The organism is Chryseobacterium cucumeris (genome assembly GCF_001593385.1).
Classification (GTDB): domain Bacteria; phylum Bacteroidota; class Bacteroidia; order Flavobacteriales; family Weeksellaceae; genus Chryseobacterium; species Chryseobacterium cucumeris.
Genome location: NZ_LUVZ01000001.1, coordinates 360970 through 382443 on the forward strand (window position 1 = coordinate 360970; position 21474 = coordinate 382443).

Annotated in this window: 11 protein-coding genes; all 11 read right to left on the reverse strand. The window is 40.5% G+C overall.

What is annotated here, in order from left to right; genetic code table 11:
* Nucleotides 1-4 precede the first annotated feature (4 nt).
* Nucleotides 5-1705: a ribulokinase gene (locus A1704_RS01685; RefSeq protein ID WP_062669855.1), complete on the reverse strand. Its 1701-nt coding sequence runs from the start codon at nucleotides 1703-1705 to the stop codon at nucleotides 5-7.
* A 128-nt stretch (nucleotides 1706-1833) separates the two neighbouring features.
* Complete coding sequence (locus A1704_RS01690) at nucleotides 1834-3822, reverse strand: alpha-L-arabinofuranosidase C-terminal domain-containing protein (RefSeq protein WP_062669858.1); 1989 nt, start codon at nucleotides 3820-3822, stop codon at nucleotides 1834-1836.
* Between the two features lie 52 nt (nucleotides 3823-3874).
* The gene (locus A1704_RS01695) at nucleotides 3875-6508 is read right to left on the reverse strand and encodes a beta-glucosidase (protein WP_082798680.1); all 2634 of its coding nucleotides are present in this window, start codon (nucleotides 6506-6508) and stop codon (nucleotides 3875-3877) included.
* A gap of 400 nt (nucleotides 6509-6908) precedes the next feature.
* The gene (locus tag A1704_RS01700; RefSeq protein ID WP_062669862.1) at nucleotides 6909-9647 is read right to left on the reverse strand and encodes a T9SS type A sorting domain-containing protein; all 2739 of its coding nucleotides are present in this window, start codon (nucleotides 9645-9647) and stop codon (nucleotides 6909-6911) included.
* Between the two features lie 269 nt (nucleotides 9648-9916).
* Nucleotides 9917-12439 (reverse strand): glycosyl hydrolase 115 family protein, encoded by a 2523-nt coding sequence (locus tag A1704_RS01705; RefSeq protein ID WP_062669864.1) that lies wholly within the window; start codon nucleotides 12437-12439, stop codon nucleotides 9917-9919.
* Nucleotides 12440-12456: 17 nt separating this feature from the next.
* Nucleotides 12457-13677: an SGNH/GDSL hydrolase family protein gene (locus tag A1704_RS01710; protein ID WP_062669866.1), complete on the reverse strand. Its 1221-nt coding sequence runs from the start codon at nucleotides 13675-13677 to the stop codon at nucleotides 12457-12459.
* Nucleotides 13678-13702: 25 nt separating this feature from the next.
* Nucleotides 13703-15640, reverse strand: coding sequence for a glycoside hydrolase family 97 protein (locus A1704_RS01715; RefSeq protein WP_062669868.1), 1938 nt, complete (start codon nucleotides 15638-15640; stop codon nucleotides 13703-13705).
* A 2-nt stretch (nucleotides 15641-15642) separates the two neighbouring features.
* A complete protein-coding gene (locus A1704_RS01720; protein ID WP_062669870.1) occupies nucleotides 15643-17019 on the reverse strand; it encodes a glycoside hydrolase family 43 protein in 1377 nt (458 codons plus the stop codon).
* A 32-nt stretch (nucleotides 17020-17051) separates the two neighbouring features.
* Nucleotides 17052-17924, reverse strand: coding sequence for an alpha/beta hydrolase (locus tag A1704_RS01725; protein WP_062669872.1), 873 nt, complete (start codon nucleotides 17922-17924; stop codon nucleotides 17052-17054).
* 100 nt (nucleotides 17925-18024) lie between these two features.
* Nucleotides 18025-19632 (reverse strand): glycoside hydrolase family 43 protein, encoded by a 1608-nt coding sequence (locus tag A1704_RS01730; RefSeq protein WP_062669874.1) that lies wholly within the window; start codon nucleotides 19630-19632, stop codon nucleotides 18025-18027.
* An 86-nt stretch (nucleotides 19633-19718) separates the two neighbouring features.
* Nucleotides 19719-21437, reverse strand: coding sequence for a glycoside hydrolase family 43 protein (locus tag A1704_RS01735; protein WP_117753076.1), 1719 nt, complete (start codon nucleotides 21435-21437; stop codon nucleotides 19719-19721).
* Between the last annotated feature and the right edge of the window lie 37 nt (nucleotides 21438-21474).

Below are 21474 nucleotides of genomic sequence, written 5' to 3' on the forward strand. Positions count from 1 at the left end.
AAAATCAGGAGTTCTGAAGTTCTTTCCTGTTGTTTTTCAGTTTGGTATTGTATTCTACAAAATCAGCGAGCTTCTGGTATTGCTGCATTAATTCTCTGTAGTGCTGTACTTCTTCCGCTTTCGGCTGATATTCCGCTTCAAATGCGGAGCCCATTTTCATGCTTGCTTCCTGAACGGTCGGATAAATTCCTGCAGATACAGCCGCATAAACAGCAGCCCCTAACGCGGGAGTCTGGTCCGAAGCGGCAACCACAATCGGCATATCCAGAACATTAGCAAGGGTCTGCATGATAAACGGTGATTTCCTTGCTACTCCTCCGATTCCGATCACTTTATTGATTTTCACCCCTTCCTCTTCAAAACGGTCAACGATCTTCTTAGCTCCGAAACAAATGGCATTCACCAAAGCTTTGAAAATATGAGGAGCTTTTGTTCCCAGAGAAAGCTGACTAATTGCTGCCTTAAGTTGCTGGTCTGCATCCGGTGTTCTTCTTCCGTTTACCCAGTCCAATGCAATCGGAACACTATCTGAGAGAGGAATTTTTTCTGCTTCAAGAGTCAATTCTCTGATAAGTCCGTCCTCCATTTCTTCAGCGAGCTTTGTTTTATGCTCCTCTGAAATATTTTCGGAATGTATCATCACCTGGTGAACCGGCCACATCAGGATATCTTTATACCATGCCAGCACATCTCCAAAGGCTGACTGTCCTGCTTCAAGCCCTATCAGTCCCGGAATTACGGAGCCGTCAACCTGTCCGCAGATTCCTTTTACGGTTGTATCTCCGATAGCTTCCTGTGAGGCCACCATAATATCGCAGGTAGAAGTTCCCATGATCCTGATCAGGGTATTTTCTTCCACCCTAGCTCCTACTGCGCCTGAATGGGCATCAAAAGTTCCTACAGTAATAATGGTTTTGGTGGTAAGACCGGTTTTTGCGGCCCATTCTTCATTCAGGTAGCCGGCAATTTCATCTGAAGTATAGGTTTCCTTGTATAATCTTCCTCTGAGCGCTCCCAGAGAAGGATCTAGCCTGTTGAGAAACTCTTCGGAAGGCAGACCGCCCCACGACTCATGCCACATGGCTTTGTGGCCGGCAGCACAACGGCTTCTTTTGAATGTTGCCAGGTCTTTATGATCTGATAAAAGATAGGTCAGATAATCACAGTGCTCCATCCAGGTGTACGCAGCGTTTTTTACCTCTGCATCTGCTCTGCTGATGTGCAGTATTTTAGCCCAGAACCATTCTGAAGAGTAAATACCGCCTTCATATCTTGTATAATCTTCACCACCCCAGGTTCTTGCAAGGGTATTGATTTCTTCGGCTTCACGAATGGCAGTATGGTCTTTCCATAAAACCATCATGACGTTGGGATTCTCTTCAAATCCCGGAACCAGCGCCAGAGCAGTTCCATCACTTGTTACTGGTAACGGTGAAGAGCCTGTAGTATCAATACAAATACTGACGATCTGCTCTGCCGGTATCCCGCTTTCTTTTACTATTTCTGAAATCGTTTTTTCCAGACCTTCAATATGATCTGAAGGATGCTGTCTGAAACTGTTGGCTGAAGGATTACAGAATCGGCCTTCCTTCCATCTCTGGTAGTAGCTGACTGAAGAAGTTATTTCGGAACCGTTTTCAGTATCAATAAGGACGGCCCGTACGGAATCTGTACCGTAGTCCAGCCCGATAACATATTTTTTCATGGTGGTGAAACGTTTTTGATTATTGAGATTTTAAATTCTCCTGATGAGATAAAAACAAATATAAGATTCTATTTTAAATAAATGTTAAAAGTACACTTATTTTTTATAACATACTATAAAACAGTTTTTTAAATTGTTTTCACCTTTAAAACAACCAAAGAATTGCTCGGAATTTCTGTTGAAAATTCACCTTTTTTAGCTTCTGAATTCTCCTCTTTGGGTTTCACAGGTTCAGCATCGAAGTTATTTTCACTGGAAAGCTGCGGGGCAGACAGAAGAATTTTGGTTACTTTTTTACCGATTTTCAGAGTTTCTGGTTTGATATTTACCGTTTTAGCCTGAGTATCAGTATTGACCATTTTAATAATGATCTCATTATTTTTGGCATCTTTTACAGCTGTAGCATATAACTTCTCCTGCCCGGACAAGGCTTTTCCGTTACTTTCTATTTTCAGTACATCCGTTCCTTTATTGTTGGAAAATAATTTCTGAACATAATAATTCGGGGTCGCGTAGGATTTCAGATTATTGAACCAGATGAGATCGGGCGTCCACTGCCAGCCGTCAGCATGGGCAAAAAGCGGTGCGTAGGAAGTCATATAAACCACATCTGCATTTCTTTCAAGACCGGTCATAAAAGCGGCTTCTGAAAGGGCCGTCAGCCAGTTATTTTTATTATCAGGCTTTACCACTCCTACAGACTGGGCTGCATATTCCCCGGCAAAAACTTTTGGCCCGGAACGGTCATACTGATCGTATCTGCCTGCATTTTTCATAAACCATTCGGGAGAGTTGTAATAGTGTTCATCAACAATCTGTGCATTAAGCTGCTTCAGTTCTTTCCAGCCATATTCAAAGAACTCGCCGTCAGGTGACGGTCCGCTTCCGGAAATGATCTTTATGTCAGGATATTTTGTATGAATTGCTTTTTCAAAAACTTTATAGCGTTCAATATAATCCGCTCCCCACTGTTCATTTCCCACTCCGATAAATTTTAAATTAAAAGGCTTTGGATGCCCCATTTCAGCACGGATTTTACCCCATTTTGTGCCGGAATCTCCGTTGGCAAATTCAATCAGGTCCAGGGCATCCTGAACGTAGGGATCAAGGTCTTCCATTTTCACCAGTTCTGCGGTATTGAACTGGCATGCCATTCCGCAGCTCAGAATAGGAACAGGTTCTGCACCCAGGTCTTCGGAAAGCTGGAAATATTCATAAAATCCCAGCCCGAAAGACTGTCCGTAATCCGGTGTAAGCCTGTGCGGAAATCCTGTACTCCATTTATTGATAAGGTATTCACGGTCTGCTATATTTCCTATTGTTTTTTTCCACTGATAGCGTTCTGCCAAGGTTCTTCCTTCTACGATACAACCTCCCGGAAATCTCAAAAATCCGGGCTGCAGATCATATAATTTCTGAACTAGGTCTTTTCGCAAACCTCCTTTTCTGCCTTTCCAGGTGTCTTGTGGGAAAAGTGAGATCATATCCATATTCACAATGCCGTTTCCGGTAAATGTAATTCGCAGTTTTGCTTTTTCTACAGTTTTCGGTGCTTTGAAAACTGCTGTATACTTCTGCCATCCGTTTCTTTTTATAAGTGTGGAAACTGAAGAAATTTCCTTCCCATTTTCATCAACAAGACTTGCATTTACCGCAGCAATATTTCCTGAAACATTCTCGAGATCAAAACTGAAATCATATTGTTCTCCCTGATGAAGGCCTATTCCCCTGAATCCTTCATTCTCAAGAATATAATTTTTATCGTTCAGAACGGTAATTCTTGCGTAATTTTTATTGGTTTTGGCAGGGTCAGAATAAATGGTCAGAAACCCGGAATCCAGGTTAGGAGAAAGTGTTTTTGTGTTGGGCTGTTTCCATCCTGTAAATGGTTCGTCAAATTCAAAACTGCGGTTTTTAATCAGTTCAGCATACAATCCGCCATCTGCTGCAAAATTGATGTCTTCAAAAAAAATCCCGTACATGGTGGGCTGTATTTTAATAGGTGTAGAGGTTTCTTTCAGATCCAGGTTAAAGGTACGGACCGTATTATTCTGAGCCGAAAAAAAAGCAGCACTGAGGGAAATCGCGATGGAAAATATTTTATTTTTGGTTGTCATAGATCGTTATTTTGAAAACTAAAGCATGTCTCAATTTGTCTTGAATCAATTTTTATTTTACTGTTAATGGAATGCTTTTCAACACGGCATCATCAGAAGTTCCGCCATAAAAAATGGTATAATCGCCGGGTTTTGAAACCAGATCATCTGCTTTTTCATCATAGAAGGCAAATGAATCTTTGGAGAGGGTCAGCTGAATATTTTTTGTTTCTTTAGATCTGATTAAAGTCCTCTCAAAAGCCCTTAACGTTTTTACCGGTGCCTGGGTATCATTATTTCTTTTGATATAGACCTGAGCGACTTCTTCGCCATCCCTTTCTGAAACATTGGTTACCGGAATTGTGATCGTCACATTTTCGTTGGTATTGATAGTATTTTTGCTGAGTTTTGAATCTCCATAAACAAATTTTGAATAGCTCAGGCCATGCCCGAACGGATAAAGAGGTTTTTCCGTCATATAACGGTAGGTTCTTCCCTGCATATCATAATTCTCAAATCCTTCGTGTTTGCTTGTCTTTGAAAGAGCGTTATCCAGCTGCTCAAGGTTTTTGTAAAAGGTAATGGGTAATTTTCCTGAAGGGTTATAATCCCCTGCCAAAACATCTGCTACGGCCGTTCCTCCTGATTGTCCGCCATACCAGGCATTCAACAGGGCATCATAATTTTTCTCATCCTGTTCCAATCCCAGAGCACTTCCGGTACAAAGAACAAAAACAACAGGTTTTCCGGTTTTTCTAAGCTCCGCTAACAGTTCCCGTTGCACTTTAGGAAGGGCAATCGAAGTTTTGTCACCTCCTCTGAAGCCTTCTGCATTTACCATCATCTCTTCACCTTCCAGACTTGGAGAAAGTCCGCCTGCAAAGACAATGACGTCTGCACTTTTCACCTTTTCCCTCACCGAAGCAAAATTAACAGGGTCTTTTCTGTAGACTTCAAAGCTGATGCTTACATATTTTCCTTTTTGTGTATGACGCAGTTCTATCTGGTATTCTTTTCCTTTTTCCATTTTTACAGGAAACTCTGAAGGATGTCTTGCATCAGGTCCTTTTCTTGTTGCGATTTCTTTTCCGTCCACAAAAAGGGTATAGATATCGGAAGTGGAAGCAGAAAACACGACCTCTCCTGTGTAGGTACTTTTGAAAATCCCTGAAATGATGGCTGAGGTATTTTCTCTTCCTACATTGGGTGCAAGCCGGGTTCCTCCAAAGCTGTTGTAGCTGATGGCAGTAGAATTTACGGAAGTATTGGCCGGCTGCCCTTTGAATTCATTATTATTGAAAAACGCTACTTTCATTCCTTTCGCACCGTTTTTCTGACTGATAAAATTCTGGTATAATGACGTTCTGGAAGAAGGATCTGTGACTTCGCTTCCTTTTTCGTAGATAATTTCAGCATTCGGGAATTTGGTTTTGATTCCTTCTAAAATCGTTACAATGGAAGAAGGGGTTCCATTATAGTTTCCTAACTGCATCAATCCGTCATCAGCGTTTGGTCCTACAACGGCAATTTTTTTAATATTTCTGCTGAGAGGCAGAATATTCTTTTCGTTTTTCATCAGCACAATTGACTTTTGTGCCATTTTCAGTGCCTGCTTTTTATGTTCTTCAGAATCGACTACAGAATACGGAATGGTATTCCAGTGAACGGAAGATTTCGGATCAAGCATTCCCAGTTTAAACCAGCCTTTAAGGATTCTGCGCATCGACGCATCGATATCTTTTTCGGTAATCAGTCCGCTTGCCAGAGATTTATTCAGATTGTTATAGGTATCTCCGCATTCCAGATCCGTGGAATGTTTCAGGGCATCTGCTGCGGTTGTTTTTTCGTCAGGATGGGTGCCGTGGTATTTTTTCTGAAAGAAATCGGCCAGTGCCCAGCAGTCTGAGACTACCATTCCGTCATACTTCCATTTTCCACGGAGGATTTCAGTAAGTAAAGTATTGTTTGCACAACATGGCTGCCCGTCAAAAGCATTGTAAGCACACATTACTTCTCTTACATTCCCTTCCTGAACCAATGCTTTAAAAGCCGGCAGATAGGTCTCATACAGATCTCTTTTTGAAATTTCTGCATTGTAGGAGTGGCGGTTCCATTCCGGTCCGCTGTGTACTGCAAAATGTTTGGCACAAGCGTGGGTTTTAAAATATTTCGGGTCGTTTCCCTGCAGACCTTTTACTGCAGCAACGCCGAGAATAGAGGTAAGATAAGGGTCTTCACCATAGGTTTCCTGGCCTCTTCCCCATCTTGGGTCACGGAAAATATTGATATTGGGTGTCCAGAAGGTAAGTCCTTCGTACCGCCCTGTTTTTTGGGCTTCATCAAAAGATCTGTTGTATTTTGCCCGTGCTTCATCAGAGATCATTTCAAAAGTTTTCAAATGCTCCGGAACATCCCATGTGGCTGCCATCCCGATTGCCTGAGGAAAAACTGTGGCTGTTCCTGCTCTTGCCACTCCGTGAAGTGCTTCATTCCACCATCCGTAGGCAGGAATTTCCAGACGGGGAACTGCCTGGGAATTATCCATCATCATTCCTATCTTTTCTTCTGTGGTCAATAAAGAAAGAAGGTTCTCTATTCTTTCATTAACCGGAAGATCCGGGTTTCTGAATGGGTATTTATAATGGCTCTGGGCAAAAAATAAAGGTGCTGCAAGGGTTGCACATAGGATTATTACAATTCTTTTCATAGGTATATGGTTTCAATAAAGTCCTAAGACTTTGTGGATGCTGTAATTAATGATTTTCTAACCACAGATTTCACGGATTTTCACAGATGACTGCGCATATTTCTTTATAAGAATGGGGTTAGCAAAGTCCGAAAAATGGTTGTTGATTTTGTGATTAATCATTTCAACCCACTGATTTTACAGATTTTCACGGATAATTATGTTTTCATTCTTATTTTATACAAATTGCCAGTATCATTAAACAACAATGCAATGAAAAACAAATATAACGTTCTATTTTAAATAAATGTAAATAATACACTTAAATTAAGAATAAATCCTACTTACTTTTGGTTTTCATCTACCAGATTGTGGAAATAAAGCCACCATAAGCAGTGCTCATGATGGCTTTGGACTCAATTTACTCTTTGATAAATTTTTGTTTTACGACTGTATTATTTTTTTGAGTAACCTCAATAAAGTAAATACCAGCCGGGAAATTCCCCACATTAATTTGGTTTTTCCCTGAATTTATTTTCAACCCGGTTCTGATAACGCTTCCTCTAGCATCAAAAATGATGGCAGTTGCTTCTGACAAATCAGAATCAATGAAAAGGTCTGCTTTTACCGGGTTAGGATATATTTTTATCCCTTCTTTTTTAGCTTCAGCAGAAATGTTTCTGGCACTTAACGATCCGAAATTTAAAGGAAGAACATTAGCTGAATAGGCGTTTTCTTCTGTAAGATATGCTTTGAAAGATCCTATTGCAGGTTCACTTCCGGCAGTTATTTTATAGAAGCCTGTTACTCCGTTTTCTGTTTTCAGCACATAAGCATTCGCCGGAACTTTGATGCCCTGGTAAACTCCGTTCATCTGATTCACAGTGATTGCTTTGGGTGTGGAAACATTTCCTGTACCGCTGAAAGTAATATTTCCTGTAGCATTGATGATTACCGGAGTATTTGCAGGAATGATCCCGTTTGAAATTGCGGTACAACTGATATTACTGGCATTCGGAGACATCAGATAAGCGGTAACTCCGGAAGGTATATTAGCCTGGAATGGAAGGATCAACACATCGTAACCATTAAATATACGGCTGTAAGAAGCTGTATTGGCTGTGAAGTTAAACGGCACCTGAAAATCCATACCCTGACCGGAAAGGACAAGATTTGAACAAGCTGTACCTGAAATCACATTATTGGCAGATGAACTTACGTTTGAATTCACATAATAAATGCTGTTAGAGTTAGCACTCATAGGCTGCCAGTTATTGGAGGAAGTAACTCCTGCTGCATTTCTGAAGTCTACAGAAGTGTAGTAGCCATTTTCCAGTGCATCCATCAGATAGCTGTCGCTTGCGGAATAGGTACCTCCGAATTTTGAAGCAATTTCATTACCTACATTGAAATAAACATCTCCCAGATTAAGGGTCAGTACAGAGCTGTAATTGGAATTTCTCAATCCTAAAATTCCTTTGCACCCGTCTGTAAGCACCTGTCTTGAAATATCTAAGGTGATATCGAAGTTTCCTCCCTGCGGAAAATTAATCTTGCCGTAATTATATGATTTCGTTACGCCCTGACTGTTGATGTAATATAAAGTCGTATTGTCTGAATAGCTTTGTCCCGCTGTTGTATAGCTGTTTACATGCAGGATCAGTTTATTGTACCGGTCATTAAGCTGAAGATATCCGTTAGCCGCAGTCATATTATTACTGATAAGAGGGCTTGGATTAGAGAACGTCACCGTTGTATTGCTGATATTGAATCCTGTCCCAAAAGCTGTACTGGTAGTAGTTTGTGTTTCGATTTTATTATAATGAATATCTCCGCCTGTCATCAGAGAAGCAGGTCTGTCGCCGCTTTTATTAAAAACAAATGTCATGACACTGGAAGGGCTGATATCAGCAGTAGGCCGGAATGTTGCTGTACTCAAAGAAATAGGTGTGGTAACCATATTGGATTGTGTATTGGTCAATACTTTTGTTCCTGAAGTTGTGTAAAAAGGCAAGTCAACCTTCAAGCTATACGTGTTCTGAGAAGGATTGATGACCATAAGAACAACCTGATTTCCATCCTGGGAAATATAAGAAGAGCCTTGTAAAACTCCGGTTTTGTCATCCCATTTAGCTTCTATTCTCGTTTTTCCTGTTGTGTACTTGGCATAATGTGAAAGAATATAGCCTCTTTTGGTCATTACACCTGCGGGAGTTCCGTAAGTTCCGTCACCCATTAAGCCATAATAGCGTTTGGCAGAGTAATGGATCCATGCATTGATATTACCCAATAAAGCATTGTTGACGCTGCTGGCAAAGGTAAATGCATCGGTATTCCAGCTGAAATCTCTTGCCGGCTGGGTAGATGATGAGTTCCAGTTGATCAGATATTCTGTCTGCCAGATTTCTTTGTTATAATTCTGAAATTGTTTGTAAGTAGACTGCATAAGCCCATATTGATGCCCGCCATACACTTCAAAATTAGCCATTGCTGTAGGATCCAGCAAAGCACTGGCAAAATTATCCGTAAATCCCACACTTTCCGGGGCAATCACTTTACAGTTGATAAGCTGTCCGTAATTTTTGATAAAATTAGTAATCTGTGCAGGGGTCCAGATGCATCCCTGATACTGTGCCATTTCATCCGGTTCATTTTGAATGGAGATATAATCAAGATCTACTCCATTGTTCTGGAGATAGGTAACAAAGCTGTTAAGATAAAGGGCATAATCCTGATAGTTTTCCGGCTTTAAATATCCGATCTGCTGTACTCCGTTCGCATCAGTATACACTGCATTCACATGGTTATTGGTTTTCCAGGCTGCGGGCATGGTCCAGGGCGAAGCAAAAATGGTAAGCCCCATAGATTTGGCGAGCTGTGCTGTAGCTAATACAGAACTCCAGTTGCTGCTATTTTCGGGAATATATAATCTCATAATATTATATCCACCTTCACTGGAAGCGCCCCAAAGCGTCTGAATTTCTGAGGTAGACATATGGTTATAGGCAAACTGGGGACTGCAGACAAATCCCCCGAATCCTCTTATTTTCTGATAAACAGTATTCTTATCAATTTTTACCGTAGTAAGCTGCCCATGCAACAGACAGCTGAAAAGCAAACATATAGAATGAATGCTGAGAAGTTTTAAAATTTTTTTCATAATGGTTTAGTTTTAGATAGTCGTGATTTTGATTGAAGACAATTAATGTAAGGGCAATAGATTCCCCATCAAGACGGTTCATTTTCAAAAACCGTCAGGAAAATACCCTGAATGATATCAGGCAGCGATCTGTTAAATAAAGTTGCTTACAAAATCATTCGCTGTTCTTTCTCTTCATTCTCTGTGAGGGAACTGTATTTCAGATTGGAATGTGAATTAAGATTAATGTTTCATAATTAAAGTGTTGTTTGTGATGAGTATTGGGCCACTCAGTAAAGCATTTCGCTTTCGGGAGCGCCCAGGTAAGAGGGTTTTAATCCTCCGGTGTTGATCAGGAGTTTTTCAAGGACAATGCCGGGTTCCAGCACTCTGAAACGTAACGTGTGCTTTCCAGCCTGCTGAACCGAATGCTTTGTAATAGATTTAATAATATGTTCAGACTGCCATCTTCCCAATTCTCCTTTGTAATGGCCGTTGAAGTTGACAATTTGCGGAGTCTCGGTGTCAAAGGAAACCTCATAACGCAATCCTTTATTATGATTAAAATTTAAAGTCGGAGCTAATAATAACTGGACTTCAAACTCCCCTTTTGATTCAAAATTGATATCATATTCCAGCCAGATATTTTCATCGGCTTTTGGATAGGCATTCTGCGGAAACGTTGTCACTCCCGACTTTGTTATTCCAAAATCAGGAATCACTTCCCAATGGATTCGGTCAGAATTGCTCATTCTTGCAAAATTTTCTGCTTCAATGGAAACATAGCCGTTTTTCTCCTGAAATATTTTTTCTTTGGGAACCTCGGCTTCAGAAATATAGGTCACTTCAGGCATTATATTTTCTTTTCCGTCTGCCCAGCTTTTATATCCTATTCTCATCTGGTCCATCATATGCTTCCATTTTCCACCGGCAATCACATTATTGTATTGATTATCCAGATAAGCGTTTCTTTCAAAACATGCCTTCACTTTATCCGCATAGAAATTGGCTTCAGGATCTTTTTTCGCTGCCAGTTCCCTGTTTTTTGCCACCGCATAGTACATTTCGTATAAATTACTGCATGCATCAATCGGGTACAAAACCAACTGATAATACGCATCCTGATAATCGGTAGGAATCTGTTCTTTTAACCGTAAAGCTTCTACGGCCAATGCTCTGTAATCATTTAAAACCGTTTCAAATTCATGATAATTTTCAAGGCTGTACGTTTTGCTGTCAAGGGTTTCAGGCGTTACTCTTCTGTTGTATTTGGAATATAGGTTAATCATCCGGGCAATTTCCCCGGCATGTTTTTCACCAAACTGCTGAGCGGTCCATTTCTCAGTATATTCAAAAAGATTTTTAGCATTAAACTGCTTTGGATTCCAGGCCATTTCCAGGAAAAAACTGATCGGAAACTCCATCGGTTTTAAATCTCCCACATTCACGACCCAAAGCTTATCTACTTTGTGTTCATAAGAAAGATTCATCTGTTCCCATACTCTCTGGATGGGGCTTATGTTGATCCATTTTGAGTTTCTCGGGCCGCCGACATAATCGAAGTGGTAATAGATTCCATAGCCTCCTTTATGCAAAGGTTTCGAAAGATCAGGGAGCTTTCTTACATTTCCCCAGTTATCATCACAGAACAGCAGGATCACATCATCCGGAACCCTCATTCCTTTATCATAATAGTCCTGAACTTCTTTATACAATGCCCAGACCTGGGGTGTTTTCTCAGCCTTTTTTCCTGTAACATCAGCAATGATTTTACGCTGATCTTTTACAATTTTCTCCAGCAGAGAAATATTAGTTCCTTCTCCCATTGCTTCGTCACCATCACCCCTCATCCCTACTGTAACAAGTTTTTCCCAGTTTTTGCTTCTTTCGAGTCCGGATTTCCAGAATTTTTGTAAAACTTCTGCATTTTTAGCATAATCCCAGACATTCGGGAGGTTATTTTTTTTGATATACCTATGCCAGTCAGTTTGTGCCAAAGCCATAGGTTCATGGTGAGAAGTTCCCATGACAATACCCATTTCATTGGCTAACGGCCCACTCAGAGGATCATCGTCATAGAATGCCTTTCCCCACATTGCCGGCCAGATATAGTTTCCCTTAAGACGCAGGATCAGCTCAAAAACTTTCTCATAAAATTTACTGTTTACTCCGCCAAATGTTGCTCTGGCCCAGCCCCCGAGTGAAGGTTCTTCATCGTTAAGGAAAATACCGCGATACTCTACAGCAGGCTCACCATCGGTATAGATTCCTTTTTTAAAGTATACATTATCTTTTTTCTCAACCGGAACATCTGCCCAATAATACCATGGTGAAACACCTATCTGCTGAGACATTTCATAAATTCCGTAAATCGTTCCCCTTTTATCACTTCCTGCAATCACAATGGCTTCAGAAACGCCCGGAAAAGAATCACTGACATTCTGAATGATATATTTTTCTCTTTTCCCTGTTAATGCTTTTCCATCCAGCTTTTTTTGACGAATTAAATTATCAATGGTCTTGCTTTTACCTGCTTCACCAATAATGATGATCATTCCGTTTACTCCAGGGTTTTGGGAAACCAGATTTGGCTGGACACCGGTTACTTTTTGAAAATCAGATTGAAGATTCGCAACGGCCCGCAGAATTCCTTTATCTGAATCACTATCTGAAAAAAGCATCAAACCTGAATTACGCTCTTTCAATACCATCGAATTTTCTGTCTTAGCAAAAGAAATAAATGGTTCGGTTGCTTTTACAAAAAATATAAACAACAACGTAAGAAACAGCGAAATGTTTTTTGTAAAATTCATACTATATCTTTTTGATTTTAATTTTTAAATAAGTTCAGATCCACAAATTCTCCCATTCTCCTGTAGCCGGCCTCATTGGGATGAAGAAAATCATGATCGTGCATATCGTTTAAGATGACTTCCGGATTTTCACTTTGCATTTGTTTTGCAAAATCGATGACGGCATCAAACTTCCCGCTGTTTCTTATCCATTCGTTTACTTTTTTCCAGGCCTCGATACGGAAAGGTTTGTCGTAGAATGACTTTCCAAAAGGAAGAATTGTTGCTCCGTACACTTTGATCCCTTTAGCATGTGCCTTATCAATCATCACCTGGTAAGCGGCAATCAGTTCTTCTGTTCTTTTGGAGGCGTCTTCAGGATCTCTTGTTCCTCCCAGATCATTCACTCCTTCCAGAATAATAAGCCATTTTACGCCCTGCTGATTGAGGATGTTATAATCAAAACGGTCGAGTGCTGTAGGACCCAAACCGCCACGCACTACACAATTCCCACCAATTCCGAAATTAAGGACACTTATATTCCTGGTAGAAGGATTAGCCAATAACCGCTGAGAAAAAATATCCGGCCAGCGATTCTGTCTGTTGGTTCCCGATCCTCTTCCATCGGTAATGGAATTCCCCATAATAGCCGCCGCATACGAAGGTTCACCGGTCTTTACATCGATGTTAAAAAGCGAATACCAATGATCTGTTTTTACAGGATTTTTAAATACTGCAGCATTGGCCTGCCCACCTTTAACAATAAAAGAGGTTGTTCTTGACCCCGGATGTCCGGTGACAGATTGGGTTACTTTTGTATAGGAAATTGTAATAGCCAGTAACGAATTAGGCTTCAGGTTAAAGTTTACTTCATCAGAATAAATATCAGATCCGGGAGCAATTTTAAAACTGTTTTTCTTCTCAAACGTTAATGATCTGATGGTAGCTGCATCCACATTGCTGCTATCGGACGGCACAGCAATGGAAACCGCTTTTACCGCCAGACTATCCATGGAATACTTGTTGGAAAAACGTAACCGTAATTTTTTCCCACCCACAGATACACGCACAATCTGACGCAGGGTGTTCCCCGAAAGCCCCGGTTCCGGTGGAAGATTCTTGGGTTCTACCAATTGGGGAGCCGTTGCCCAGGTAGTGAGCCACTGATCTTTGGATGACTGCTTTTCCAGACTCCGGGGGGAAGTGCAGGAAACCAAAAATCCCGAAATGATAAAGATATATATGTTTTTGAAGCGCATTTTTCCTGTTTTTCGTTATCAATCTTTAATTTCTTAGTACAAATCCTCCGTTCGGCTGAATTTCAATCGTAAAATCACCTTTTGCATTCACTTTTACTTCTTTTTCTGATGAATTTCCCTGCGCATCATCATTAATGAATCTAACTGTTTTCCCTGCAAACATCGGAAGCTTTATTTTCAGTTTTTGGGATTGCTTCTCAGCATTTACACCAGCCACATACCATTGATCCGCATGTCTTCTCGCAACCACGGCATACTTCCCGGGATAGCCGTCTATGAAGACTGTTTCATCCCAAAGTGTCGGAACTTCTTTCATAAAGCTGAGCTGAAATTCCGGAGCATCGGTCAGATTATTCGGCATGATGCCAAACATCTGAACGGGATTCTGAAACAGGACTGCTGTAGCCAGCTGAAAGCCATCTGTGGTATGCCTTTTATTTTTATCCCTGTTGGATTTTGTTAAATATTTGTTGAGGAAAGTTCCGCCAAACTCCATGCTTCCCACTGTATTTCTGATGAAAGGATGAAGTGTGGCAAAAAAAGCTTCCTGTTTCCGTACATCTTCTGAGAAATAAAGCATTTCTGAGGCAAGAACGGCTTCGCTTCCTGCATAATTCGGGTACATTACTTCCCAGCCTCTCGGTAAAGTAGCTCCATGGAAAATAATGGTTAGTCCAAAATCATTGGCATCTGACAGAATATCTTCGTAAAGACGCATGGTTTCCTGTTTGTCTCCTCCGAAGAAATCCACTTTCAGTCCTTTTACGCCTGCTTCTTTCAGCCATTTCATTTCTTTTTTCCGTTCAATGGATGAGCTCATTTTATTTCTAGGTCCCATCGGTGCATCATTCGCAGCACCGTTGGAATTATACCAGAGTAATACCCCGACATTTTTAGATTTTGCATATTGAATAAGCTCTTTCATGCGGTCTTTTCCTATGTTTTTATCCCAAAGCGCATCCATAAGAATAAACTGATATTTCAGTGCAGCAGCAAGGTCTATAAATTTCACCTGATCATCATAATTCATACTGTTATCCTGCCACAGAATCCAGCTCCAGGTAGATTTTCCGAACTGATACTCCTGTGAAGGCTCATACATCGGATCTACCACATCAAAAGGAATTGTGGTCTCCACAACAGGTTTTAAAGAATTCCCCACTGTAATTGTTCTCCACGGTGTCTTTCCGGGAAGAGAAACGGCTGCTCCGGTACTTCCGAAACCGTTATTTTCAGCAATGCTCGGATATGCTACTTTGTAAAGGCTTTTTTCTGCTGTGGTTTCAAGGTGTGAGGCACAATATGTACTGTTCACTCCTGTCTCAGAAAGTAATACCCAGCCTTCATTTCCGATATGGAACAGACCCGGGAAAACGTATCCATAATCGGATGGTATTCCCAGCTCAGCATCAGCTTTATAACCACTTTCATAACTTGGCGCTGTACGGGCAAATCCCGTCATCGGCTTCATCATAGGTGAAAGAAAAGTAGTAGTCTGTGACGGAAATCTGTACCCTGTATTTTCTGACTGTACCACAACACTCAGCCGTTCTTTCATTGGTGGAATATTATAACGGAAAGCAATATTGTTGTTGCTCACCTGAAATTCAATGCTTATTTGATGCTGATCTGTATTTATGAAATTAACGGTTAAAGTATTCGCATTATAATGAACCTCAGATTTTTTGATTTTTTCGTTCGTATATTTTTTAGAAATGATATCTTTTTTGCTGTCCAAAAATTTCAGATTCTTTGAAAAGTCGGACTCATTGGTTACCAAACCCAGCGGGGATTTTTCAAGCATTGCTTTTCCCTGAAGGATAACATTATATGATGCTTTTCCCTCTTCTGAAAAAACATGAAGCTTCAGTTGTCCATCCGGACTTGCAATCTCTGCTACCTGCGCAAAGCTTTTGCTGATCAGGAATAAACTGAATACAATATATAAAACTTTTTTTCTCATAATTAATTATTTTCAAGAAAGGTCCAGTAATCGAAATACATAATATCTGTTGAGGCTTTTCCATTGAATACAAAATACAGATCATGAATGCCGGTAATTTTTTCAGTCAACTGAACTTTTACGGTTTCCCAGCGGTCATCACCGCCCGTCAGCGGAACCTTTACCGTTGCAGCAACCGGTCCGTTCACAGCATCCAAATGAATGGTCATTGTGACGTCACTGTTATGGGTAGTTCCGACCCTTGCAGAAAAAGAACTAGCTCCTTTTTTCCGGAAATCAACGTTCTTTACACTGGTATACGCTCCATTTTTCTTTGCTTTGATGAAAACACCAACCTCTTTATTCTGATAGGATTTTACATTTTCCGACCAGGCAATCATTTCTGCCTGATTGAATGAATAAGGATTAACTGTTGCGATAGCTTTTGTAATTCCGTTAGTCATTTTAAATGGCGAAATGGATCCGTCTTTATTGAAGGTAAGCTCTTCCAGACTTACTGATCTTGTAAACCCGCTTCCGCCCGGCAATGCACCATTGTGATAAAAGAAATAGGTTTTCCCCCGGAAATCAATAACACCGGGATGATTGGTGAATGATTTCCCTTCCGTAGGCATAACAATTCCTCCATATTTCCAGGGTCCCTGTGCTGTTTTACCTGTAGAATAGCCTATGAATTCAGGAAGCGGACCACCTGGCCAGAAAAGATAATACAGGTTTTTCCTTTTGTACAGCCACGGGCCTTCTTCGTATTTTGTGGGTCTTTCCGGGTTAGGTTTTCCGTCCCTTTTTCCAAATGATTCTTCGGTCATCGGAACTTCTATAATATTTCCGGAATAGGAGATCATATCTTCATTCAGCTTTACGTATTTTAATTTAGGATTTCCCCAATACATATGAGCCTGTCCGTCATCATCCACAAAAACGGTGGGATCAATATCTCCCCATTCGCTCTGAACAAGAGGTTTTCCCAGCGGATCATGAAAAGGCCCCAACGGACTGTCGCCAACGGCAACCCCTATAGCACCTTTGTCATTGGCTTTCGACCACATCGGAACGTATAAAAAAAACTTTCCGTTTCTTTCTACGCATTGTGCGGCCCAGGCATCGCGTTTTGCCCAGTCGAAATCTTTATAGGAAAGAATTGTTCCGTGATCAGTCCAGTTCACCATATCGTTGGTGGAATACACTTTCCAGTCGTTCATGGTAAACCAGGTGGAGTCATCCTCATCATGGGTAGTGTACACATACAGCCTGTCATTGTACACCATTGGTGCCGGGTCTGCAGTGTAATTGGTCTGAATAATAGGGTTCTGCGCAGTTCCCATTGAAAATAAACCTATCAGCGAAATGAAACTTATATGTATTGTACGGATATTCATAGAAATTTGGATTTAAAAGCTTAATCCTGTATTTATTGTGACTTCAGAATACGATTGACTTCTTCCTGATTGACAGGTTTGAAAAGCAACTGTGAGAACAGATACAGATCATTTTTCCACACTTTGAAATCGTGACCGCCCGGTTCTATATAAAAAATATGGGGAATTTTATTGTCTGTAAGATAGTCACTCGTTCTTTTACTGAAAGGCATTAGCCTGTCCTGGTCTCCGCATGAGATCCAGAGAAGTTGTAAATCTTTAGCTTTGGATGGATCCGGGAGAAGAACTTGAGGTTCTTTTGTATTTGGAGCTGCGGAAAAGGCTCCCACCCATGCGAACTTATCGATATTTCCCAGTCCGAAATTCAGGGTCTGTCCACCACCCATGGAAAGTCCGGCAATCGCTCTGTCAGTTCTGTTTTTTTTAATAGGATATTTTTTTTCTACAAAGGGAATCAGATCATTCAGCAGGTCTTTTTCAAAGGTTGCAAAAGCTTCTACTTTATCCTTTGCCATGATGTCTCCGGTTGCCCTGTCATCCTTCATCGCCCGGCCGTTGGGAAGTACAACGATCATGGGAGAAAGTTTTCCTTTGGCATAGAGATTATCTAAAATAATTTGCGGAGTTCCATTTTTAAACCACTCTTTTTCATCTCCTCCAATACCGTGTAGCAGATATAGAACGGGATATTGAGCACCTTTTTTATATCCGGGAGGCGTATATACCAAAGCTTTACGTGTAGTTCCAACCGTTGCCGAAGAATACTGTATAGTATCAATTTTTCCGTGTGGAATTTCCTTTTTTTCTGTATCGAAATCCTGTGGTACTTTTTTATCAAAAACCTGTGCAGAAATAAAAACTCCTGACAGCATGAAACCTAATGCTAATACAACTGACTTATTCATGATTTTTATTTGTAGTTTTAACACTTATTATTTCAGTTAAAAAAATAATAGCGTATTATTTCTTTGCTTATTTATCACACATTTTCTTTGCTTCTGCTTATTATTTTCCAGTTTCATTGATCCTAAAAAAATCCACATCTACGAAACCTCCGGTATTTTTAGTGGCATAATTGAAAACTGCGAATTTGGATCCCATAAAAAATCTCCGGTAATCAAAGATCATTTTGTAGTCTTTTGCAATTTCGGTCCATTTCTTCTGATCGGTACTGTAATAAAAGTCTGCAAGATCTTTCCCGAGGTTAAAATCAGCATCAATACGGAGAAAAACCTTATCCGAATTGAGAGGAATCCGTTTTTTTTCTTCTTTTTTAACTCCAGTAATGGCTTTTGTCTTATTGTCCAGGCTCACTTCGTTGGTTGAAAAAACAATGAATTTTTCTTCACCCTCCTTCACTACTGACAATATCCCGGAATCCCCGTTGAAGGCGCTGAAACCCGCTACATCTCCATCTTTCATTCCTTTAAGGTCCATTGCGATAACTGCTGAAGAGGTTGGACCTTCCATTCTCTGGGTTAAAGTGTTGGGTGCCGCGTACAGATTGTCCACGACTCTGCTGGTTTTCAGTCTCAGAAAGCCTTTTCTTTCGGATAAAGACCAGGCTTCATTCACCGGATTATGATTCCATTGCCACTGGATTTTCATTGTTTTATCAGAGAACTCATCGCTTTCTACAAGATGATTTTTTGCTTTGAATAGCGGAAGCGGAACTTCTCCCTTCAGAGGAACTTTTCCGTTATCTCCCAGTACCGGCCAGTCATTTTCCCATTGTACGGGAAGCAGCAGCGGAACACGTCCTACTCCATTTCTGTCCTGAAAAATAAGAGAATACCAGTTTCCGTTTTTATCATCAATCAAAGCGCCCTGACCTGCGTAAGAGAACCCTAAAAAATTGTCTTCCAAAACGACTTTTTTCTCGTAAGGGCCTATCACTTTATCTGCTCTGTAGACGATCTGGCGGCGTTTTCCGTTTTTGGGCCAGGATATCATCATCATATAATATTTTCCGTTTCTTTTGATGATCTGGTTTCCTTCCAGAAGTCCGGTTTCCGAAGCATCTTTCTGAAATACCTCAGTTCCATCCGGATTTCCGATCACTTCTTTAAAATCGGGGCTCAGTTCAAAAACTTTGTTGGAAGTGAAAATATATATTCTGTTATCGTCATCAAAAAACAGTGAAGCATCATGAAAATGCCGTGTTCTGGTGATCAGCTTCCATTTTCCTTTTTCAGGATCATCAGTCACATAGAAATAAGATTTGAAAGGTTCATCATTTGGAGAGAATAAAACGTAATATTCTCCTTTATGATAACGGATTGAAGAAGCCCATTGACCTCTACCGTAAACGGTTCCGTTCAATAAATCATATTTCGAGTTGTCATTCAAAGTATCGAAGACATAACCAGACATTTCCCAATGTACCAGATCCCTGGAATGCATTACCGGAGCTCCCGGCATCAGATGCATGGTGGTACTGATCAGGTAAAAATCGTTTCCGTTTCTGGTAATGGATAAATCCGGTGCATCTGCCCAGATGATGGGATTGGTAAATGCAGTACTCTGTTTTCCGGAAGGATTTACCTGGGCTGAAAGAAGATTCAGCCCGATAAATCCCAATAAAGAAACTATATAAGATTTTTTGATTTTCAAGGTTTTGATATTTTGGTTCGATTTAATTCTTTACAATCTTAAAAGGAACACTTCGACAAGCTCAGTGTGACATTGCTAATACTAACTTAATTCGGTACAATATCATTGGAAGATGTACTGTAAAGCCCGATAAGGCTTCCTGTAAAGCCTCCCGCTACATCAGTAGAAAGAATATCTCCTGAAACCGGTCCTCCCAAATTTTTATAATTCGTGCCATCCAGTGAATAATTAAAGCTATGTTCATCTTTATCGGCAACAACCTGCAGTTTAACCGGTTTGGATAATGAAATTTTCTCGCTGGCGATCAGCTTTGATTGGCCTTTTTCTGTTCTTTCCAATACGATGTAGAAATCTTTATCTTTTTTCGTGATTCCGAAAACATAATGAAATGTTTCGCTTTGATAACAGGTAATTCCTGCCAGTTCTTTTTCTGATTTAGGCTTAAAATCCAGGGTTACAGAAGTTTCAAAAGATTCATGCTGCAATCTGTGGAACAATGCAGAAACCGGAGCCAATGCCTTGATATTGGTGGCAAAAGGGTTTACTTTCACTCCGTTTTTTGTAACCGTAATAAAGTTTTCACGAGGACCACGCATGGCAATCCAACGGAAATCGAGGTTTTTATCGGTTAGTTTATCGTTGTATGTAAAGTTGCCGTTCGGGAAAAATCCGGTTTGTCCGGTTTGATTCTGAACACCTTGTGGCATTTTCAATTTTGGTTTCATCGGAACCAGGCCATTTTGAAACACAGGATACGTTCCGCTCCAGTCTACAGGAAGAATAAAAGTTTCACGGCCTTTGTTAACACGATTGCTGACATTCGGACGAATTGCTAAAAATACTCCATAATATTGGCCTTCCGGTGTTTCTACCAGATCTGCATGACCTGCCCAGTCTACTTTTTCTTTTCGGTCTTTTGGGAAATAGCGCTGCGTCAGAATCGGATTATTATCAGCCGGAACGTAAGGTCCTTTGGGAGAATCGGACATAAAAATAACTTCACTGTGATTACCACCGGTTCCTCCTTCTGCACACATCAGGTAATATTTGCCATTCTTTTTGTAAATATGAGGCCCTTCAATCCAGATGGGTTTTTGGGAAAGGTCTACCCCTCCGTTTACAATAATTTTATCCGAACCCGGAACTACCTGGTCTTTTTCGAGATCATAATCCCACATCTTAATCACACGGTGGCCATTGTACTGCTCGCTACCTTGTGGTGGAGCATCATTATGAACGATATATGCTTTTCCATCATCATCAAAGAAAATAGCAGGATCAATACCTTCAAAATTGAGTTTCTGAACTTCGCTCCATCCTTTTGCCGGATCTTTGGTTTTTACGACCATATTTCCAATACCACCTGCAAACTGGGTAGTGATCATATAAAAAGTATCGTTGTGCTTATTGTATTTGATGTCCGGGGCATAAATTCCATGGGAAACGCCTGATTTTTCAACCTTAAGCTGTGAAGGTCTGTCCAGAACGTGCCCTACCTGTTTCCAGTTCACAAGATCTTTAGAAGTAAAAATAGGAACTCCCGGAAACATTGAAAATGAAGAGTTTACGAGATAGTAATCTTCGCCTTTTCTGGTAATACTGGGATCGGGATAACAGCCCTGAAGAATCGGGGAATAAAATTCGTCTGGTTTAAGAGGGTTATCATTGTATATTTTATCGTTTCCACGGTAATTGAAGTCTGAGAAAGTCTGGGCAGAAATAGTAGTCACCGAGAGCAAAGCTGCTGCTGCAAGGATATTCGTTTTATTCCTGAAAAAAGCTAAATTCATTATATTCTGTTTCATTGTTATTCTTTTTTTATAGTTTTTAAAATGTATATTT